This window comes from Phyllobacterium sp. 22552, assembly GCF_052044585.1.
GTDB classification, from domain to species: domain Bacteria; phylum Pseudomonadota; class Alphaproteobacteria; order Rhizobiales; family Rhizobiaceae; genus Phyllobacterium; species Phyllobacterium ifriqiyense.
The window spans coordinates 423,988-443,037 of record NZ_JBQENG010000002.1 but is presented as its reverse complement, the minus strand read 5'-3'; the positions used below and the strand labels follow the sequence as shown (position 1 = coordinate 443,037).

Below are 19,050 nucleotides of genomic sequence, written 5' to 3'. Positions count from 1 at the left end.
GCAAATTTCCGTCCCAGCAAGGATTTGTGCCCATGCGTCTGACATCTGACTTTTGGGTTTCAGCACTGGTGCGGAGGGTCAATGACACCGGCGCATTTGCTGCATTAAGCAATAGGGGAGCAATGGAAGCCGGAGCGATTTTCATCAAATTTCGCAATTCCGATGGCACATATGACCTGTTCGGTCCGGCTCCGCAAATGGTCTATGATGAGACAAAGCCCGACGAGCGCTTGTTTACACGGCTGAAATCAGGCTCGGCCGAGATGGACATCAATGATGATCTGGAAAAGCAGAAGCGCTGGGACCGCGATCTTTGGATTGTTGAAATTGAGGATTATCGCGGGGATAGGTCTGAGTTGTTTTCGGTGGTTGATGGTTAGATTAAAAAGCTGAATACAATGATCGTCCTTGCCAACGTGGGCAAATTGCAGCGGTCAGGAAACCTTTCGGGCTGTATTCTCGACATCCTTGGCCATCTCACGCAATTTCTGGCGCAGTGCCGCAGAGTTTTCCTGAATCTTCCAACGTGCGACTGTAGCCCGGGCTTTTTCCTGGTCAATCTGGCGATAAGACTGGATGAACAGCCGCAGTGAATGCAGATTCTTATGCACCAGCCCGAAAAGACCGGTAAGGATGAGGTGTGACGCTTCCGCTGAAAGGCCAAGCGAGGCAAAGGCGATTGTCAATTCAGCATTGAGCCCGTGACCAATGATGCGCACTGTACTTTCCATGCCAAGATCAAGCGCGCGGGCAAATTCTTCCTGGAATTGAGTGGTCTGGTCCAGCAGGGCTGCATCGATCAATCGGTCGGCAAGCGCCTGATCGTCGGATTGCCCGATATCAGTGCTAAGCATCAGTTCCCGCAGTGCCTGCCGCGTTTCGCGAAGGCGCTCGGACTCTGGAGCCGCAGCCGTTTCAACATCGGTCGACACTTGAAATGCCAATGTGCGTTCGAGCGCGGGATCATCGAAACTGTGCAGCGCATCCAGCAATAATGGATCGGATGTTGTGCGGCGTGCTATCGCTCGGGCATGCCCAAGGCCTTTGCGCCGGATGATGTCAATAAGATCGCCGGTCTTCAGCACGGGAGAGCGCAGCAGGATGGGCGCAGAAATATCCACATCATCCTCGGCAAGAGCCATGATGAGACGGTGGGGCGCATGGGGTAATTCGGAAAGTACGGCTGCCGCATGCCGGCGCACGCGCGGAGAGGTGAGGGGCAGGAGAGGAACAGCGAGGTCTTCAAGCTGCTGCGCATCGCTTTTTGCCGGTCTTGCGACGCTGCAGAACGCAGTAATGGACGCGGTCAGGAGATCGTCAGCCTTGCTGCCGCCGCTGCGGTCTTCAAGCGCCCGAAACTCAGGATACTTCACGAACAAACTCCAACACTGCACGCAACGCAATAACAGCTTCTAAAATTAGCCGCTAAGCGTTAGCAAGTCGTTAACCATCGACGTGTCTTATTAAATAATGGCGCAAATCACGCGCATACGGCATAAGTACCAATAGGCATCTGCGTAGCATTCGAGTTCAGGAGAGCAACGAACCTTACGGATGGACCAAATGGGATTTGTAATCGCATTTCCGGGAAGCGCCAGAACGCGAAGCAACCGGGATCAGAAGAAACGTCAGGCGACAGCCGAGATCACAATCTTTCCCGGCGTGCGCTATGAACATTATTCAGCCCAGCCGCAAAAACGTGACAAGGCAAAGCTTCGTCGTCAGTTTTTTGACAATTTGCCCCAGCCGGGTTGATTTGAACCTGTTCTTGTAAATGCAGCTATGGAACTATCAGGACTCGCATATCAGGAGTCCCCTATGTTCATCGTTTCCCTTACCTACATCGCGCCGCTAGCCGACCTCGATGCCGCAATGGCAGATCATGTCGCCTTCCTCGAAAAGCACTACGCTACCGGAATGTTTTTAGCCTCGGGCCGGAAAATACCGCGTACCGGCGGCATCATTCTCGCCAAGGCTGAGAGTGAAGCAGTCCTGCGCAAAGTGCTTGAAGAAGACCCGTTTTACACACGCAAGCTCGCCAATATTGACGTGCAGGAGTTCGCGCCGTCAAAAGTGCAGCCGGGGCTTGAGGGATTGCTTTGAATCCCTCTTTCTGGGGGCTTGCAGTAGCACAGTGCGTGGTTCGTCTCGTCGAACCACGCATGTCATTCGTGACAAGCGGTGGATGCAAATATTACTGCTGAACGCCCGGATAGGCCCAAAGGCCGGATACCCGCATCAGATCCCTGTAAATCACCAGGCGCTCATCGGCTGAAACCTTCGCTGCTTCTTCCACGGAAGGGGCATCCAGAGCCACAACCGGTACGACATTGGCGTCAAGATCATATTGCTTGAGCGCATCTTCCAGCAATGTCCGGGCACGGCGCATGTGGCTTGAACTTGTGACCAGGACGACGCTGTCAGCGCTGTGGCGGTTAAGAAGATTGGCGACATTCAGGACATTGCCGACAGTGTCCTTTGACTTGTCTTCAATGAGAATGCGATCGCGGCTGACACCGCGCTCCACCAGCCACTTCATCATGACGTCGCCTTCGGTAACACCGGATTGCGGTTGGCCGCCTGTCACCATGATACGCGCTTCGGGATTAGCCTGCGCAGCTTTCAGCGCTACATCAAGCCGGTCCAGCAAGGGTTTTTCAGCTGTTCCATCCTTGGCCAAAGCATAACCCAAGGTGACGATCATGACTTTACCTGGAAGGGCAGGCACATCGGTGTTCGGCTTTTCAGCAATGATCTGTTCGGCACGAACAAAACGCTGGCGATATGCCTCGGCGCGCTCGCGGTCAAAACCGGCCAACGCCTGATGCGCTAGGCTTGCTTCGGTTTCGTCATTGCGTATACGGCCCAGAGCCTCCAGCCATGCCTGTGCATCAAAAGAGGTTGGGTCCTTGGCAAGGATTTCCTCATAGGTCGCACGGGCTCCGTCGAGGTTTTTCTGCAGGATTTGCGATGACGCGACTGCAAATCGGAAATCCAGCCGTTCGGGCGCCAGCTTGGAAGCTTCTGCAAAGGATTGCTCAACCACATCGTAACGGCCATGCAGGGTGATGCCCTTGAAAATCTCGGCTTCGGCCTTTTTCACGTCACCGCCCGACCAGTAATATTGCATGCCGGTATCGACCAAAGTCTTGATACGCTCGGCGTTTTGCGTGTCATAGGCAAAGGCAAATGAAGTGCTTAGCGTCAGAGCAAGGGTTACAGCAGCAATCTTCTTCATAGTGTCCACTCTCTTTATCGGGTCCGGTTGGTCGTACACATATTCTGTAACAGCGAAGCTACAATCCAAAGAAAATTTGCCTATTCCAGACGCAAAACCGGGTTCTAGAGCAGCGGCGAACAGTTGGCATTTTTCAGGAAGGACGCAACCTGTTCGCCCCATGATTCATCGGGAACGAAACTGCGGATAACAACAAAACCCTCATCCATATCGGCTTCGATCAGCACGGAGTTTTCAGCGGCTACGGGCTTGGATTTGTTGAGTTCAATCATTTGCAGAGGTGTTGCAATGACGAGATCCAACTGGTCGGCGATCGCTGTGCGATCGTTGATCGAGTAGATATTTTCGCCTTGGCGATTGTAAACCGAGATCGACCAGTAGGGCAGTGTGCCGATACCAGTTATATGCGCGGGCAGATCTGTAATATCAAAACGGCAGGCGGCGGCTTGAAACAAGGGGTCAAATGCGAGCCGTGCCATACCGGGCCTGGGTTCGCCGGTTGCCGTATGAAACTGCCAATCCTCGCCATAGGCCGAAATACGCGACCAGGCATTTCGATCCGAGTAATAGGGGACGAGCAACACAACGGCGATGTGAATAATACCTGCGCCGACCAGACCGAACAGAAGGGCGCGCAATAGCTTACCCATCGCAACTAATCCTTGTGATTGCCGGGAAGGTCATGTCGACAAGACCGGAATTGCTGCCCACCGGCGTGTCGTACAATGTCATCACCAAGGTCATCCGCCCGCTGCCCGAGGTGGCGAGCCAGTTTTCAGGCTGTGCCTTCGGCGAAACGGAAACGACGAATGCGCCATTCTCACCGCGCAGGATTTGCCGTGAATGCAATGCAGGCAGGCGGCCGGTGCCGGGATCGAGTGGTAATAAGGTGCGATCTGCCGCATAAAGTGTCCAAAAGCGTGAATTCGGGCTATTTCCGCTCAAACTGTAGGTGCATTGGCGGTCAAGCGCTGCGCCCGTATCATCATTGTAAGCGTAAAACGCCAGACCTTCGGCTGAACCCAGCGGAAAAGCGCCTTCGCGGGCGGCGCGCGCCTTGGCATAAGGGTCGGAAAGCGGCGTGCCTGCATCTGGATGGGCAGTCCATTGCCCAATGGCGAGCGCGTTGAAGCCATCGAAACGATTCACCGCATACCATGCGCTCAGTGTTCCGCCGCCGACGGCAATGACAAGCGCAATAAGGGCGAGGAAGACATTACGAAGCATGAATGATGACTACACGGCGGCGCTGCTGCGTGCAATTAGCGCGCGGAAACTTTTGTAGGAAGCAAAGGCAATTTCAGCTTCGGTGATGTTTTCAGGGCCTGATCAATCTCGCGAAGCACCTGCACGGTCGCATTCGAAAGAACGCGCGGACGCTCGCCAGCCTTGATAATTTCGCTATCGGCATCGGTGGTGCTGTTTTCAGCCACTACGTTTTCCTGCTTGGGCATGGTTGGATCGATGCCGGGAATAGCTTTCAAATCGATATTCTGGTGCGCATAATTCATGAAACGCTGCCACGTCATTGCGGGAAGAATGCCGCCTGTCAGTTCCTTGGTTGGCGTGAAATTATCATTGCCAAACCAAACCGCCGCCGTGAAATTACCGGTGAACCCGACGAACCAGGCATCGCGATAGCTCTGGGTCGTTCCCGTCTTGCCCGCGACACGCGTCATGGGAAGCACGGCGCGCCGTGCTGTACCCCATTCCGGCACCTGCGAGAGCATAATGTTCATGTTATTTGCGGCAGTCTCGGTCAGAACCCGATGGGGCTTTGGGCCATCCTTGCGCCAGTCCCAAAGCATGTCGCCATTCTGGCTCAATATCTGCGTGAACGCATGGCGCATGCCGACAATGCCGCCGGTCGCAAAGACGTTATAGCCCGTGGCTTGATCCATGACTGTCATGCCGGAGGTGCCGAGCACCATGGTCTTGTGCGAGCTGATCGGTGATTCAACGCCCATGGCTTTTGCCAATGCGACGATAGGAGCTGTGGTCAAATAATCCTTGGCAAGACGTACGGGCACCGTGTTGATCGATTTGACCAGAGCAGTCGTGAGATCAATCTTGCCCAGATATTTGCGGGAATAATTTTGCGGTGACCAATTGCCCCAAGACACTGCGCCTCCCGAAACGAGCGTTTTCGGAGTCATGCCCTTTTCCATGGCGGCAGCATAGACATAGGGCTTGAAGGACGAGCCCGCCTGCCGCAAGGCGGCGGTGGCGCGATTGAACTGACTGAGGCCATAGTCGCGCCCGCCGACGATCGCCCTTACGGCGCCATTGTTTTCCAGAACAACAATCGCAGCCTGCGCGACGTGATATTCCTTGCCATATTGGCGCAGATGATACTCGGCGGATTCTTCGGCGGCCTTCTGGATGCCGGTATCAAGTGTGGTGCGCACAACCAATGTATGGGTGCTGAAATTCTGCGCGACCTTGCGAACTTCGTCAAAGGCCCAGTCGAGGAAGTAATCCGGGCTTTCCAAACGTCCGCGATCAACCACTGTCGCAGGATTGCGCCGGGCCCCGACGACCTGTCCTTCCGTCATCAGACCACCCTGAACGAGATTACTGAGCACCACGTTCGCACGAGCACGGGCCGCAGGCAGATTGACGTGCGGGGCATATTTTGCCGGTGCCTTGAACAGTCCGGCCAGCATCGCCGCTTCAGCAAGATTCACGTCCTTGACGCTTTTGTTGAAGTAAAATTGCGATGCGGCAGCTATGCCGAATGTGCCACCGCCCATATAAGCGCGGTCGAGGTAGGTCTGAAGAATTTCTTTCTTGCTCAAATTGGCCTCAAGCCAAAGAGCCAGAAAGGCTTCCTTGATCTTTCGATCAAGACTGCGCTCATTGGTCAGAAACAGATTTTTTGCCAGCTGCTGGGTAATTGTCGACCCGCCTTGCACAACCGAATTGGCGCGCAGATTTTCCGTCATTGCGCGGGAAAGACCAAGAAAATCAATGCCAAAATGGTCAAAGAAGCGCCGGTCTTCCGTGGCAAGGACAGCCTTTATGACGTGATCCGGCAATTCGTCAATCGGAACGGCACTGCGGTGGAGAATCCCGCGCTGGCCGATTTCATTGCCATAACGATCAAGAAAGGTGACGGCGAAATCGTCACGCGTGCGCCAATTCTTATCAGTTTCGTGAAAGGCAGGTATCGCCAGCGTTAGCATGACCACGGAGCCAGCCGTGCCCCAGGTGAACCCTTCGCTCAAGACTTCAATAATGGCGCGCCGCCAGCCGGAAACATGGAACCGGCGGAAAAATATCGTCAGATCTTCCCAGGTTTCGGCGGCACGGAAGCGCAACTCATAAAGCGTTGAATCGATCCATGCATCAAGCCCTAGCAATGGCGAGACTCTGAAACGTTTACGCTTGTCTGGCTTGGTCTCTTTCATCGAAACTCTGTGCCTGCCCTATATCCACATTCTTATAAAGAATATGGTGTATCCGATTACGCTTAACAGCTTCTGAAGTTCGCTATTTTGAAGCGTTGCCCTGTCATTTCACCCCAGAGGACAGATTAGCTCTTTTTTATGTCCTGCGACAAGAGAAGCCTGAAAAACTTGCCTTTTGAGCATCGAAATGCCGCTTGAATTTTTCATTTGCAAATGGCTGCTTCTTTATGGATTTCTGAGCGCCAGATATACAGGAGCGGGAACATGGCTATTGAACATTGGTTGGCATTTGTCGCAGCATCAGCAATACTTCTTGCTATCCCCGGGCCGACCATTCTTCTGGTAATTTCTTATGCGCTTGGCCATGGGAGGCGCTTTGCAATGGCGACTGTCGCGGGAGTTGCGCTCGGCGATTTCACCGCCATGACTGCTTCCATGCTCGGCCTTGGCGCGCTGCTTGCCGCGTCAGCGACGATTTTCACCGCCTTGAAATGGATCGGCGCGGCCTATCTGATCTATCTCGGCATCAAACTATGGCGTGCGCCCGTGGCGGATGCTGTGACAGGTGAGACGCCAGCAAAAAATGAAAAGGCACTGCGTATATTCCTGCATACCTATGTCGTAACTGCGCTCAACCCGAAAAGCATTATCTTCTTCGTGGCGTTCCTGCCGCAGTTTCTCGATACGACACGGCCGATCCTCACCCAGATGATCATTTTCGAAACAACATTCCTCGTGCTGGCAAAATTGAATGCCGGGGCCTATGCATTGATGGCGTCAATGGCACGGCAGACAATTCGCAAGCCTAGCGTCCAGCGCGTAGTCAATCGTACTGGCGGCTCGCTGATGATAGGTGCGGGGTTGCTGGCTGCCACATGGAAAAAGGCAGCATAAGAAAATTTACCTTTATAGGAAAATAGTCCTTGACTGCGTAACGGTCCTGCTGTAGATATTAGTCATCGTCGGAATTGTGACCAAGGCTTCCTCGCCGGTTAGCCGCGATATTTCAGGGATTTTTTATGACTGCTATTTATGCGATGGCCATGCGCCGGCGCAGCGCCTTTGCGTTGTGCCGCGAATACTGCATTGCCCCCCACGAGATTGCACCATTGCTGGGCGTTAACGAACAGCAGTTTCTAAACGGCATTTATCGCGATGGCTATTCGCTTGATGAGATACAGCAGGGTAACAGCCAGTTACGTGCTGCGAGAAAAATCATGGAGCTTTTGCGGAAGGAGCTGGAAACACTGTCCAGTTTTGAAAACGAAATTCCAAGCAAGGCACGGCTCGACGCATTGGCCTTGCTGGCCCGCACTATCGACAAGGTGAGCGACCTTCAAGAGAGGTTTGATGCGGCGAGAGCGCAGAGCGCCAGCGGTCTTTCGCCCGACGAGGTCGCGGCGGTTCTAAAACGAATTGATGAGAGGATCGATGAACTTGCCAACATCCGTGCAAGCGAGCTGGTCGAAACAAAATTTAAGCATGCGGGAGATGCTGGCGGCCCATCCGGAATGGCTTTTTCAGGGGCGGACAACACAACAGCCGCCGCGAACTGATTGGCATACATGGCTGATCCTTGGCGGGCGAGGCTCCGGCAAGACACGAATGGGGGCGGAATGGGTCAATGGCATGGCCCTTGGGTTTGCGCCCTTTGATAAATCGAAATCCATGCATATCGCTCTGGTCGGCGAAACATTGGCCGATGTCCGCGAGGTTATGATCGACGGCCCATCCGGCATCATGTCGGTTTCACGGGCCGAGCGCCCTCGCTTTGAAATGACAAGGCGTCGTCTACTCTGGAGCAGCTTGAACTGAAGCAGGTGCGTCCTGCGCTGGATGGCGGTGTCAGCCCGTTGCGCTCGCTGGAGCATAAGAGCGCTTTTGAAAGCTATGTCCGGCGCGGCGATGAAAGCGGCGTACGTTCACTTGAGGCCAAGGCTCATTCGATCGGTTCGGCTTCCGATGGCGGCTATTTGGTGCCCCAGGAACTTGAAACCGAAATCGGAACGCGACTGGCGCAAATATCGCCCATCCGCAGTATCGCCACGGTACGACAGGTATCCGGTTCAGTTTTGAAGAAGCCGTTTTCGATCAAGGGACCATCCGTAGGCTGGGTTAGCGAGACCGACATACGTCCGCAGACTGAAGGCTCCAAATTGGCTGAGCTGCAATTTCCGACCATGGAGCTCTATGCCATGCCGGCGGCAACATCCTCGCTGCTCGATGACGGCGTGGTTGATGTGGAACAATGGATTTCTGCCGAGGTGGAAACGGCTTTTGCCGAGCAGGAAGGCAAGGCCTTTATCAATGGCGACGGGGTCAACAAACCACGCGGCTTCCTGACCTATGACACAGTGGCAGAGTCCGCCTGGGGCTGGGGTAAACTCGGCTCGCTATCGACTGGCGTCGCCGGGGCGTTTCCCGCCAATGATGCTTCGGATGTTCTGCTCGACACAATCTATGCGCTGAAAGCCGGTTATCGCCAAAATGCCAATTGGGTGATGAATCGCAAAACGCAGGCGGCTATCCGCAAGCTTAAGGACAAGGATGGCAACTATCTCTGGACGCCGCCCGCAACGCCCGGCGCGCAGGCATCACTGCTGGGCTTTGGCCTCGTTGAAGCTGAAGATATGCCTGACATGGCCGACAAATCTGCTGCCATTGCCTTCGGTGATTTTGCAAGGGGATATCTGGTGGTGGATCGCACAGGCGTGCGCGTCCTGCGCGATCCTTACTCCGCCAAGCCCTACGTTTTGTTCTACACGACCAAGCGTGTGGGCGGTGGCGTTCAGGACTTCAATGCGATCAAGCTGCTGAAGTTCGGCGTCTGATCATCCAGTCCGGGCGGTCTTACGGCCGTCCGGACTTCTTCTACCAATGTCGAATTGACCGCACTAAAGATTCACATAGTTTTGAAGGATGCGTTTTCAACGGATTATCGTGCTGATTTTTAGCCTGACACTCGGCTGCACAGGTCCATCGATTTGTTTCGCAGGGGAAATTGCGGTTTCGGATAAGTTGGCCGAATTCCTTGAGCGGTATCGGTGTCCGGTCATTGCGCGATTGGCAAAAATTCATTCGAGTGCAGGTCGCGAGACTGAACTTGACCGTTATCTAATTCTTTCCACCGAACGTTCGCAGAACTATGTGCAATGCAGGTTCGTCGATGATGATAAGCGCATGTTGTGTGAGGCATCTTCAGGTTTTTTTGGCCCGAAGGAAGGTGAGGTGGGTCATTACCAAATGGACCCGAACGGGATCGATAGTCTGGCAAGACTGGGATTCTCGATGGATGGTACGCAAGGTAATTATCAGGCGATTATTGATAGTCCCGAACCCGCTGCTTACGGCAAAGTGGCTGAGTTTTTGCTGAGTGCACTCTATGGCGGATACAGCCTATCCTTGGATACTCAGATTATGATCAACATGGCAAAAGATCATGAACGCAAAATAGAAGACTGCTCCAACTTGCCGACCGGCTAGCCGTCTAATCTCATTTCAATCAACGCTGCGATGCCTTGATCGAGACCGAATAATTCCAACTCGGAACGAGACCCTGAACATGACAATGACACTGATAAAGCCGCCGGCTCTTGAGCCGGTGACGCTGGCAGAGGTGCACCAATTTTTGCGCCTCACAGATAATAGCGAAGACGGACTGCTTGATGGACTTATCAAAGCAGCGCGCGAAACGTTGGAAACACAGACGGGCCTTGCTCTGATCTGCCAAACCTTCCGGCTTTACATCGATCAATGGCCGACCGCCGGAGTGATAAAACTGCGGAAATGTCCGGTCCAGTCCATTGTTTCGGTGAGTGCATATCATGTTAACGGAACGCCGGTGCAGGTAGCGGCTGAGGATTTGCATCTGGAATCTGCTTCACGCCCAGCACGATTATACCTTGCCTCACGCACGGCCAATTCCGTTGCCTTGGAAGTGGATTTCGTTGCCGGTTTCGGTGAAACAGGCAAGGATGTACCCGATGCGTTGCGCCATGCGATCTTGACGCTTGTGGCCCATTGGTACGAGTTTCGCGGCGTTTATGGCGCTGCGCAACAGCCTGTCTCCTATCCTCCTGCGTTCGAGCGGGCGGTAGGACTTTGGCGCAAGGTTTCATTTTGATGGCGACGCTGTTCATTGATCCGGGCGGTCTCAACCAAGAGTTGCTGCTGGAAAAATCTTCCGTGTTGGCTGGAGAAGCGGGCGAACTGGAGGAAAGCTGGAGCGAAATCGCCAACCTTTGGGCTCAAATTGAACCAGTTGGACCGGGAGTGCGATTGCTGGGCGAGCAGCAACTTGCCGAGCTGAGCCACAGGATTACATTGCGGCACCGCGCCGATATTTCCACGAGCATGCGTTTTCGCAAGGGTGCGCGCATATTCCAGATACTGACATTGTATGACCCTGACGAGACGGAACGCTATCTGGTCGCACGTGTGAGCGAGGAGGGCAGATGAAGGTAACCATGCAACTCACCTTGGCCGATCTGGTCCGTACATTGCGTTGGCAAGCGATGGAGCTGATTGAAGAGGCCGCTGAAAAGGCGAGCAGGGCTCAAAAACAATCCCCACCCCCAAGAGATGACAAGTCATGAAAAGTGCCGGGTTGGAACTGCAAAAGGCATTGCTGGCGTGTTTGAAAATCGACGGTGCGCTGGAAAGGCTGATTGCGGGACGGGTTTATGACCGCGTGCCGTTAAAAGCCGAGTTTCCCTATGTAACGTTGGGTTCTTCCAATATTTACGACTGGAGCACGGCGACCGAACGCGGCAGCGAGCACCTGTTTACGCTCAATATCTGGAACAGGGCGAGCGGTCGTAAAACCGTGTTCGAGATCATGAATGTGATCGAACACCTGTTGGAGCGCTCACAACTGGTGCTGAGCGGCCACCGGCTCACGAATTTGAACCTGCAATATTCGCAGGCACGCGCCGAGGACGCTCAGGATGGGTATCTGGGCGTATTGCGCTACCGGGCGGTGACAGAAGACCTGTCCGCTTGAGATTTGAAAAATCCATTTGAAAGGAACACCAATGGTCGCCCAAAGAGGCAAGGATATTCTATTGAAGATTGCGGGTGCAGAAGGTGGCTATGTCACTTGCGCGGGCATGCGCTCCAAACGCCTGGCTTTTAACACGGAAACTGTTGATGTGACAGATGCTGACGCAGCCGGACGCTGGCGGGAGCTGCTCGGCGGCAGTGCTGTTCAACGGGCATCAATCAGTGGTTCGGGCATCTTCAAGGATGCACATTCGGATAATCTGTTCCGGCAGGCATTTTTTTACGGCTCTATCCCTGACTGGCAGATCGTACTTCCGGGCTTTGGCCTGTTGCAGGGCTTATTTCAGATCGTCGCGCTGGAATATGGCGGCGCGCATAATGGCGAGGTCACGTTTGAAATTGCTCTGGAGTCGGCCGGGCCAGTCAAGTTCACGGAGATCGCATGATGGTGAACCGGCATCGCGGCGAAATCAGCGCCATGCTTGATGGACGTGAATGGACATTGTGTTTGACCCTGGGTGCATTGGCGGAGCTTGAAGCGTCATTTGGCGCCGAAGATCTGGCTGTGCTGCTGAAGCGGTTTTCTACCAGCCCGCTTTCAGCCGGTGACATTCTCAAGATCATTACAGCGGGACTACGCGGCGGCGGAAACGCTGTGGCTCTCGATGAAGTATCGCAAATGCGCGCTGAAGGCGGTGCGACTGGATTTGCTCGCATTGTCAGTGAAATTTTAAGCGCAACCTTCGGTGAATCAAAATCGGAACCGGCGGAGGTAACCCTCTGATAATGGATGGGAATTCTACTGAGCCATTTCCCTGGGCAGCGATGATGGCAGCCGGGTTTGGTGTGTTGAGACTCTCATCGGCTGAATTCTGGGCGATGACGCCGCGTGAACTGAACGCAGCATTTTATCGAACGCCCTCACGGGCTGCACTGACGCAGTGTGAGCTTCAGCAAATGATGCAAGCCTTTCCGGATAAACAGCAGGAAATCAATGCCTGAAGATATAACAGTAAAAATGGACGTTGACACCGGCGGAATGGACCGCGCACTGGATGACTTGCAGAAGAAATCCGATTTGTTCGGACGCACCTTGACCAGTTCGCTGAAAAGCGCCGCAATAAGTGGCAAAGGGCTGGACGATGTTCTGAAGCAAGTGGCGATGAACATCGCCGGTATGGCGCTGAATTCCGGATTGAAACCATTGCAGGACATGGCTTCGGACCTGTTTTCCAATTTCATTGGAAGCTTCATGGCAAAGCCTGGTACCTTCAAGGGACCGGTACCGATCCCAGCTGACCGGCCAACAGCCTTTGCGAAAGGCGGCATTGTCGACACTCCGACCTATTTCAATGCTGGCGGCTCCCTTGGGCTTATGGGCGAAGCGGGCAGCGAGGCGATCATGCCACTCGCACGAGGACCGGATGGGCGCCTTGGCGTGGCCACACAGGGCGGCAGCTCGCCGGTCCATGTCACATTTAACGTCACTGCAACGGATGCTGCTTCGTTCCGCAAATCCGAGGCGCAAGTAACGGGCATGCTGGCACGCGCCGCACGCCGGGGCGCAAGAACGCTTTAAGGATAAAGTATGGCAGATTTTCACGACGTCCGCTTTCCGGCGGCTGTCTCCTTTGGTGCGACCGGTGGACCGGAATGGCGCAATGAAATCGTGCCGCTCACGTCCGGATTCGAGCAGCGCAATGCACGCTGGTCCCAGTCGCGACGCCACTATGACGCTGGTACCGGATTGCGTTCGCTGGCGGACCTTGAAGAGGTGATGGCATTTTTTGAGGCGCGGCGGGGCTCGCTGCATGCCTTCCGGTTTCGCGATCCCTTTGATCATCTATCGGGCAAATCCGGCATGCCAATCGCTGCCACGGATCAGATGCTTGGGCTGGGAGACGGGCACAATGGAGTGTTCCAACTCATCAAGCGTTATGGCGAGCACGTAAGGCCTATCACCAAGGTGGAAAAAGACAGCGTGCGGGTGGCCGTAGCGGGCATAGAGCACAAAGAGGCGATCGACTTTGTCGTTGAGTTGATCAGCGGGAAGATCATTTTCCAGCCCGGGAAAATACCCAAACAGGGCGCAGCAGTGAGTGCGGGATTCGGTTTCGATGTACCCGCGCGGTTCGACACAGACCGCCTGATGATCAGCCTTAGATCATTCAGCGCCGGTGATATTCCGTCCATTCCCATTATTGAGGTCAAGGCATGAGCTCTTTGCCGGCAACGCTTGAATCACATCTTTCAGGCGAGATAACAACGCATTGTTTTTGCTGGATCATCCGGCGAACAGACAAGATTGTATATGGCTTCACCGATCACGACAAAACATTGCGTATTGAAGGCGTATCCTGCGAACCGCAAACTGGATTGAGTGCCAGTGAAGCCACAAGCGCATTGGGTCTGAGTGTCGATACCGCAGAAATCGAAGGAGCGCTTTCTTCGCTTGCTATTTCCGATAATGACATTGAGCGGGGTGCATTCGATGGGGCGGCGGTCGAGACGTTTCTCGTCAATTGGGCATCGCCTGAACAATATGCCTTGTTGCGTTCGTCGCGTATCGGCGCAATCACCCGCTCGGGCGGGCGGTTTGTTGCAGAACTCAAAAGCAGTTCCGTTGATCTCGACAAGATAAGCGGTCGTCGGGTAACCCGGCAATGCGATGCGCAGCTGGGTGACAGCCGGTGCGGTTACAAAAGCCGCGCACAGGAGGGGAGTGTAACTAGGCTGATCTCGGACCGCGAGGTTGTGGTTGCCGGTTTGCAGCCATCGGACAACAACTGGTTTCGCAATGGAACGTTGACCTGGGCCAATGGCAGCAGGAATGTCGTACTGGCATACCAGACTCACAGTGAGGGTATCCGCCTGAGCTTGCGGGATTCTCCAATTCCAGACATCAAAATAGGCGATACATTTCTGCTTGATGCCGGTTGTGACAAGAGCTTTGCGCAGTGCAAGGCAAAATTTGCAAATGCCTTGAACTTTTGTGGTTTTCCTCATCTGCCAGGCAATGATGCAGTCTACAATTTTGCAGACGGCAATTTTGATGGCGGGCCGCTGGTCCCATGACGATCGCACAGGACGTTCTGGCTGAAACCCGGCTTTGGCTTGGCACACCCTATCGTCACCAAGGTTCCAAATGTCAGGTCGGGTGCGATTGCCTTGGTCTTGTCCGCGGAATATGGCGAGCACTTTATTACCGCGAGCCGCAGGACATCGCAGCTTATTCTCCGGACTGGGCTGAATCAGGCGGTGGTGACGCATTGCTGGAGGCTGCGCACAGGCACATGATTCCGAAAGATCCGGCAGAGGCAATCCCCGGCGACATGCTTGTATTCCGCTGGCGTGACGGAGTTTCCGCAAAGCATCTGGGCATACTGACTAGCCCGGATAGTTTTACACATGCCTATGAAGGACACTGCGTCATGGATTCAGCGCTGATCCCGCAATGGCGCAGGCGGATTGCTGGCGTGTTTGGATTTCCTCAATAATTTGAAGTATTTGCCACGGGACTTGATGATATGGCGACACTCGTTCTCACCACGACTGCTACGGCTATTTTCGGTTCAGGTACCGTCACAGCAGCAATAGCCACAGCCGCTGCTTCGGTGGGGGGCTATTTGATCGATCGTGCGCTGTTCGGACAAAATGCCGAAGGGCCACGCATGATATCCATGCGTCCGACGATGGGCGAGGAGGGAGCTGCTCTTCCTCGCATTTATGGCGCGGCGCGGGTGCCGGGCGTTTTGATATGGGGAACGCGTTTCGAGGAGCAGAAAACCAAAAAGCGACAGGGCGGTAAAGGCGGACGGAAGGTCGCTGAATATTCCTACTTCGGCAATTTCGCCATTGCGGTTGCCGCCGGAGAGATAAGCCTTATCCGTCGCATATGGGCTGACGGTAAGGAATACGACCAGACGCGAGGCACAATCCGCGTCCATTGCGGCGGCGAAAATCAAATGCCGGATCCATTGATTGAAGCCAAACAGGGAAGCGGCAATGCACCAGCATATCGGGGCACGGCCTGTGTGGTTTTCGAGCATTTTCCACTCGATGATTTTGGCAATCGCATACCGCAGTTTCAGTTTGAAGTGATCAGAGCAATCGGAGCCGTCGCCAGCAGTCTCAAGGCGGTAGCACATATACCCGGCTCAACGGAGTTCGGACTCTCGCCAAAACTGGTAACCAATGAGCCGGGTAAAGGTCAGACGATTGCTTTGAACCATAATTGCCTGCGAGGTGATACGGACTGGGAGGCGTCGATGGACGAGCTGCAGGGGCTCTGTCCTGCCCTTAAGCATGTTGCAATCGTAGTGCCTTGGTTTGCCGCGGATTTGCGTGCTGGGAATTGCAAAATTCGCCCGGGCGTCATGGACAGGAATCAGAACAACGAAAGCGAGAAATGGTGCGCTGGAGGCGTTGACCGCGCCGGTGCACATCTCATTTCCCGCGATGACAGGGGGGGGATCTATGGTGGAACGCCATCCGATGAGAGCATTGTCGCCGCCATCGAGGACGCAAAAACGCGAGGTCTGAGCGTCACGCTTTACCCGTTCATCATGCTTGATATACCGCCGGACAACCAGCTTCCCGATCCCTATGGTTCAACACATCAGGCGACACATCCTTGGCGTGGACGCATTACCTGTCACCCTGCGCCTTACCATGCTGGCAGTGTCAACGAGACAGAAGCGGCGGTGAACCAGATCGCCGAATTTCTAGGGAGCGCCACGGCAGAAAATTATCAGATCAAGCATCAACGCGTCCATTATCAAGGCAATGGTGAAGATTGGGGTTATCGTCGTTTTGTGCTGCATCTCGCGCATCTGGCTCTCTGTGCAGGCGGCGTGGATGCGTTTATCCTTGGTTCGGAACTGCGGGGGCTTACCATGGTTCGGGGGCCGTACGATCATTTCCCATTCGTAAATGGGCTTTGCGGTCTTGCCGCCGATATCCGCCGGGTTGTGGGGACTGGATGTAAGCTCACCTATGGCGCGGACTGGACTGAATATTTCGGGCATTATCCGCAAGACGGTTCAGGCGATGTTTATTTCAACCTTGATCCACTTTGGGCGCATCCGGCAATCGACGCCATTGGCATCGACAATTATATGCCGCTCAGTGACTGGCGTGACGAAGATTATGGGGTGCCTAATCCGGACGGCTTTGTGGCACCCTATGATCTGCCGGCGTTGCAAGAGCAGATTACTGCAGGGGAAGGTTACGACTGGTACTATGCATCGCCGAATGACCGGACCATGCGTGTGCGAACACCGATTTCAGATGGCTCCGGCAAGCCATGGGTCTATCGTTTCAAAGACCTTTCTTCATGGTGGAGGAACAGTCATTACAATCGGATTGGTGGCGTGGAGCAGACCGCACCTACTGTATGGCAGCCCGCTGCCAAGCAAATCTGGCTGACGGAACTAGGCTGCCCAGCTGTCGATAAGGGCCCGAACCAGCCCAATGTTTTTCCCGATATGAAATCATCAGAGGGGGCATTTCCCTATTTTTCAGATCGAGGACGAAATGACCTGGCCCAGAATCGCTATTTGCGGGCACATATTGCGCACTGGTCAGACCTTGCCGGTAGCATGCTTGACAAGGATCGGCTCTATGTTTGGGCTTGGGATACACGGCCTCATCCGGAGTTTCCGCTAAACCGAAAATTGTGGTCTGATGGCGACAATTGGACATCGGGTCATTGGCTGAACGGTCGGCTTTCAGGCGTGGCGCTCGATGAATTGGTAGCTGCCATTCTCAAGGATTATGGGATCGTTGATTTCGATACGTGTCGCGTCGATGGATTTGTCAGTGGCTACGTGCTGGACGAACCAACGAGTGTTCGATCCGCAATCGAGCCATTGCTCGCAGTCTACGGGATAGATGCATTTGAAAGCGGAAAAACGCTTGTCTTTCAAAGCAATACCCGCACAGATTCCCAAACACCATTGATCGAAGAGTTCGTCGAGCGCGAGGATGCTGCCGCGCTGACATGGCGGCTGACAGAAATAATGGAGCAGCCGGAACGCGTTGAGCTGGCCTATCGCGACCCGATGCTGGATTATCAAGCGGCGATGGTCTTTGCCGAGCGCCAGAGCGGCAAAGGAACGGAAAGCATCGGCATTGCAGCCATGCTGGAAAGCGGTCAGGCCAAGTCACTTGCCGAAGAATGGATGCAGTCGCGCCGTGCGTCCCGGCGATCAGTAACGTTAGAGCTACCCTGGAAACAGGCGCATTTGAAAGTTGGAGACCGGATCAGAATTGCCGACCCGCATGGTACAGTGCCCGCAGGTGCTTTTGTAATCACCTCGATTGAAGATGGGGCGACGAGGCGTCTGGAGGCGCGGGCAGTACCAAAACACGTTCGGTATCCCGCCGAGGCAGCATTGCCTGTTGCATCAGGTGCGGACCTTGCTATTCGCGGCAGACCTTATTTTGAGTTGATAGACCTTCCGATGTGGCCGGGGATAGAGCGTCCTGCCGATCAATTCCGGATTGCCGCATTTGCGCGGCCCTGGAACGGAGTAAGCGCATTTATCTCTCCGGAACAGACTGGTTTTGAACAGCGCGCAATGTTGGCGCATAGCGCTGTCATGGGCGAGTTGGTTGCACCATTGAATGAAGGCGCCAGCGGGCGCTGGCTTAATAATCAGGCTCTTTCAGTCAGGCTGTACGATGGAGAGCTGAGTTCGGTGACACGCTCCCAACTTTTTAACGGTGCCAATAGTGCACTTGTTGGAACGTCTGGTGGAGAGTGGGAATTGCTGCAATTTCTCAATGCGGAGGAAATAAGCAGCGACGTATGGCGACTCACCGGGCTGTTGCGTGGCCAATGCGGGACCGAACGTGAGGCCATGCAGCTCAAAAAGGAGGGAGCACCCTTCATTTTGCTCAATGATGCTGTTTCTCCGGCAGGCTTGAAACCCCAAGAGGCGGGATTGGAGTTAAACTGGCGCATTGGATGCTCAGGCGAAGAGTTTTCCGACCAGTTTTACAGCACCAAAACAAAAATGGGAGGATTGCGGGCACTGCAACCGCTTTCGCCCGTCCATATCAGCACCAGAATGCGCCCAAACGGCGATATGGATATAGGTTGGATCAGGCGCGGGCGAATTGATGCTGATAGCTGGCTTTCTCCAGAAATACCGCTGGGGGAAGAGCGCGAGGCCTATCATATAGAAATACTGTTTGAAGAGCGGGCTGTCAGGTCATTTGAAGTGACTGCCAGCAACTGGACTTACAGTGCTTCTGAGCGGCTGAAGGATCTGGGCAATCCGTCCGTCGCTTTTGACTTTAAAGTAGCGATGATTTCCGCCTCAGTCGGGCTTGGTCAGGAGGCCCACTGTAAATTTTCTCCAGTATTTTTTGAACCGACAATTATTTAAAGGAATT

General features: G+C 54.3%; 23 protein-coding genes and 2 pseudogenes. 20 read left to right on the top strand and 5 right to left on the bottom strand.

The genetic code is table 11. The features are described from left to right. Positions 1–32: 32 nt before the first annotated feature. Positions 33–380 carry a DUF1491 family protein gene (locus ACTJI9_RS06365; RefSeq protein WP_307283620.1) on the top strand — a complete coding sequence of 116 codons (348 nt, stop codon included), beginning with the start codon at positions 33–35 and terminating at the stop codon, positions 378–380. 54 nt (positions 381–434) lie between these two features. On the opposite strand, the gene ACTJI9_RS06360 is transcribed toward ACTJI9_RS06365, so the two are convergent. Beyond that, a complete protein-coding gene (locus tag ACTJI9_RS06360) occupies positions 435–1,373 on the bottom strand; it encodes a DUF2336 domain-containing protein (protein WP_440806700.1) in 939 nt (312 codons plus the stop codon). A gap of 190 nt (positions 1,374–1,563) precedes the next feature. On the opposite strand from ACTJI9_RS06360, the gene ACTJI9_RS06355 reads away from it, so the two are divergent. Continuing rightward, positions 1,564–1,755 carry a hypothetical protein gene (locus tag ACTJI9_RS06355; RefSeq protein WP_162802427.1) on the top strand — a complete coding sequence of 64 codons (192 nt, stop codon included), beginning with the start codon at positions 1,564–1,566 and terminating at the stop codon, positions 1,753–1,755. 63 nt (positions 1,756–1,818) lie between these two features. After that, positions 1,819–2,103, top strand: a complete 285-nt coding sequence (locus tag ACTJI9_RS06350; RefSeq protein WP_115051951.1) for a YciI family protein — start codon at positions 1,819–1,821, stop codon at positions 2,101–2,103. Between the two features lie 91 nt (positions 2,104–2,194). On the opposite strand, the gene ACTJI9_RS06345 is transcribed toward ACTJI9_RS06350, so the two are convergent. The 4 genes from ACTJI9_RS06345 to ACTJI9_RS06330 all read right to left on the bottom strand — a co-directional run bounded on the left by ACTJI9_RS06345 (position 2,195) and on the right by ACTJI9_RS06330 (position 6,648). Next, positions 2,195–3,238: an ElyC/SanA/YdcF family protein gene (locus tag ACTJI9_RS06345; protein ID WP_440806697.1), complete on the bottom strand. Its 1,044-nt coding sequence runs from the start codon at positions 3,236–3,238 to the stop codon at positions 2,195–2,197. Between the two features lie 104 nt (positions 3,239–3,342). Continuing rightward, positions 3,343–3,888 (bottom strand): DUF1254 domain-containing protein, encoded by a 546-nt coding sequence (locus ACTJI9_RS06340; protein WP_337353750.1) that lies wholly within the window; start codon positions 3,886–3,888, stop codon positions 3,343–3,345. After that, a complete protein-coding gene (locus tag ACTJI9_RS06335) occupies positions 3,881–4,465 on the bottom strand; it encodes a DUF1214 domain-containing protein (protein ID WP_115051948.1) in 585 nt (194 codons plus the stop codon). The genes ACTJI9_RS06340 and ACTJI9_RS06335 overlap by 8 nt, the downstream gene beginning before the upstream one ends. A 35-nt stretch (positions 4,466–4,500) precedes the next feature. Continuing rightward, complete coding sequence (locus ACTJI9_RS06330) at positions 4,501–6,648, bottom strand: transglycosylase domain-containing protein (RefSeq protein WP_115051947.1); 2,148 nt, start codon at positions 6,646–6,648, stop codon at positions 4,501–4,503. A 264-nt stretch (positions 6,649–6,912) separates the two neighbouring features. Between ACTJI9_RS06330 and ACTJI9_RS06325 the strand changes: the two genes are divergently transcribed. The 17 genes and pseudogenes from ACTJI9_RS06325 (at position 6,913) to ACTJI9_RS06245 (ending at position 19,043) form a co-directional block, all read left to right on the top strand. Beyond that, the gene (locus tag ACTJI9_RS06325; RefSeq protein ID WP_440806693.1) at positions 6,913–7,542 is read left to right on the top strand and encodes a LysE family translocator; all 630 of its coding nucleotides are present in this window, start codon (positions 6,913–6,915) and stop codon (positions 7,540–7,542) included. Positions 7,543–7,667: 125 nt separating this feature from the next. Next, positions 7,668–8,204 (top strand): hypothetical protein, encoded by a 537-nt coding sequence (locus ACTJI9_RS06320; RefSeq protein ID WP_354346718.1) that lies wholly within the window; start codon positions 7,668–7,670, stop codon positions 8,202–8,204. Further along, positions 8,131–8,454: pseudogene (locus ACTJI9_RS06315) on the top strand (terminase large subunit domain-containing protein); the annotation flags it as partial. The gene ACTJI9_RS06320 and the pseudogene ACTJI9_RS06315, both read left to right, overlap by 74 nt. Beyond that, positions 8,451–9,479: pseudogene (locus ACTJI9_RS06310) on the top strand (phage major capsid protein); the annotation flags it as partial. The pseudogenes ACTJI9_RS06315 and ACTJI9_RS06310, both read left to right, overlap by 4 nt. 109 nt (positions 9,480–9,588) lie before the next feature. Continuing rightward, complete coding sequence (locus tag ACTJI9_RS06305) at positions 9,589–10,131, top strand: hypothetical protein (protein WP_440806690.1); 543 nt, start codon at positions 9,589–9,591, stop codon at positions 10,129–10,131. A gap of 79 nt (positions 10,132–10,210) precedes the next feature. Further along, on the top strand, positions 10,211–10,771 hold the full coding sequence (locus ACTJI9_RS06300) for a head-tail connector protein (protein ID WP_440806688.1): 561 nt from the start codon (positions 10,211–10,213) through the stop codon (positions 10,769–10,771). After that, positions 10,771–11,106, top strand: a complete 336-nt coding sequence (locus ACTJI9_RS06295; protein WP_440806686.1) for a phage head closure protein — start codon at positions 10,771–10,773, stop codon at positions 11,104–11,106. The genes ACTJI9_RS06300 and ACTJI9_RS06295 overlap by 1 nt, the downstream gene beginning before the upstream one ends. Then, a complete protein-coding gene (locus tag ACTJI9_RS06290; RefSeq protein ID WP_440806684.1) occupies positions 11,103–11,243 on the top strand; it encodes a hypothetical protein in 141 nt (46 codons plus the stop codon). The genes ACTJI9_RS06295 and ACTJI9_RS06290 overlap by 4 nt, the downstream gene beginning before the upstream one ends. Further along, complete coding sequence (locus tag ACTJI9_RS06285) at positions 11,240–11,650, top strand: DUF3168 domain-containing protein (RefSeq protein WP_440806682.1); 411 nt, start codon at positions 11,240–11,242, stop codon at positions 11,648–11,650. Before ACTJI9_RS06290 ends, ACTJI9_RS06285 begins: the two co-directional genes overlap by 4 nt. A gap of 31 nt (positions 11,651–11,681) precedes the next feature. Then, on the top strand, positions 11,682–12,095 hold the full coding sequence (locus tag ACTJI9_RS06280; RefSeq protein ID WP_440806681.1) for a phage major tail protein, TP901-1 family: 414 nt from the start codon (positions 11,682–11,684) through the stop codon (positions 12,093–12,095). Next, on the top strand, positions 12,095–12,433 hold the full coding sequence (locus ACTJI9_RS06275) for a gene transfer agent family protein (protein ID WP_435530246.1): 339 nt from the start codon (positions 12,095–12,097) through the stop codon (positions 12,431–12,433). Before ACTJI9_RS06280 ends, ACTJI9_RS06275 begins: the two co-directional genes overlap by 1 nt. Before the next feature lie 2 nt (positions 12,434–12,435). Further along, entirely contained in the window at positions 12,436–12,651 is a 216-nt protein-coding gene (locus ACTJI9_RS06270; RefSeq protein WP_354346702.1) for a rcc01693 family protein, read from the top strand. Beyond that, positions 12,644–13,228 carry a phage tail tape measure protein gene (locus ACTJI9_RS06265; RefSeq protein ID WP_354346700.1) on the top strand — a complete coding sequence of 195 codons (585 nt, stop codon included), beginning with the start codon at positions 12,644–12,646 and terminating at the stop codon, positions 13,226–13,228. Before ACTJI9_RS06270 ends, ACTJI9_RS06265 begins: the two co-directional genes overlap by 8 nt. 9 nt (positions 13,229–13,237) lie before the next feature. Further along, the gene (locus ACTJI9_RS06260; RefSeq protein WP_336440935.1) at positions 13,238–13,867 is read left to right on the top strand and encodes a DUF2460 domain-containing protein; all 630 of its coding nucleotides are present in this window, start codon (positions 13,238–13,240) and stop codon (positions 13,865–13,867) included. Then, positions 13,864–14,724 carry a DUF2163 domain-containing protein gene (locus ACTJI9_RS06255; RefSeq protein WP_440806677.1) on the top strand — a complete coding sequence of 287 codons (861 nt, stop codon included), beginning with the start codon at positions 13,864–13,866 and terminating at the stop codon, positions 14,722–14,724. The genes ACTJI9_RS06260 and ACTJI9_RS06255 overlap by 4 nt, the downstream gene beginning before the upstream one ends. Beyond that, positions 14,721–15,146, top strand: a complete 426-nt coding sequence (locus tag ACTJI9_RS06250; protein ID WP_336440937.1) for an NlpC/P60 family protein — start codon at positions 14,721–14,723, stop codon at positions 15,144–15,146. Before ACTJI9_RS06255 ends, ACTJI9_RS06250 begins: the two co-directional genes overlap by 4 nt. A gap of 30 nt (positions 15,147–15,176) precedes the next feature. Further along, complete coding sequence (locus ACTJI9_RS06245) at positions 15,177–19,043, top strand: baseplate multidomain protein megatron (protein WP_440806675.1); 3,867 nt, start codon at positions 15,177–15,179, stop codon at positions 19,041–19,043. Positions 19,044–19,050 lie beyond the last annotated feature (7 nt).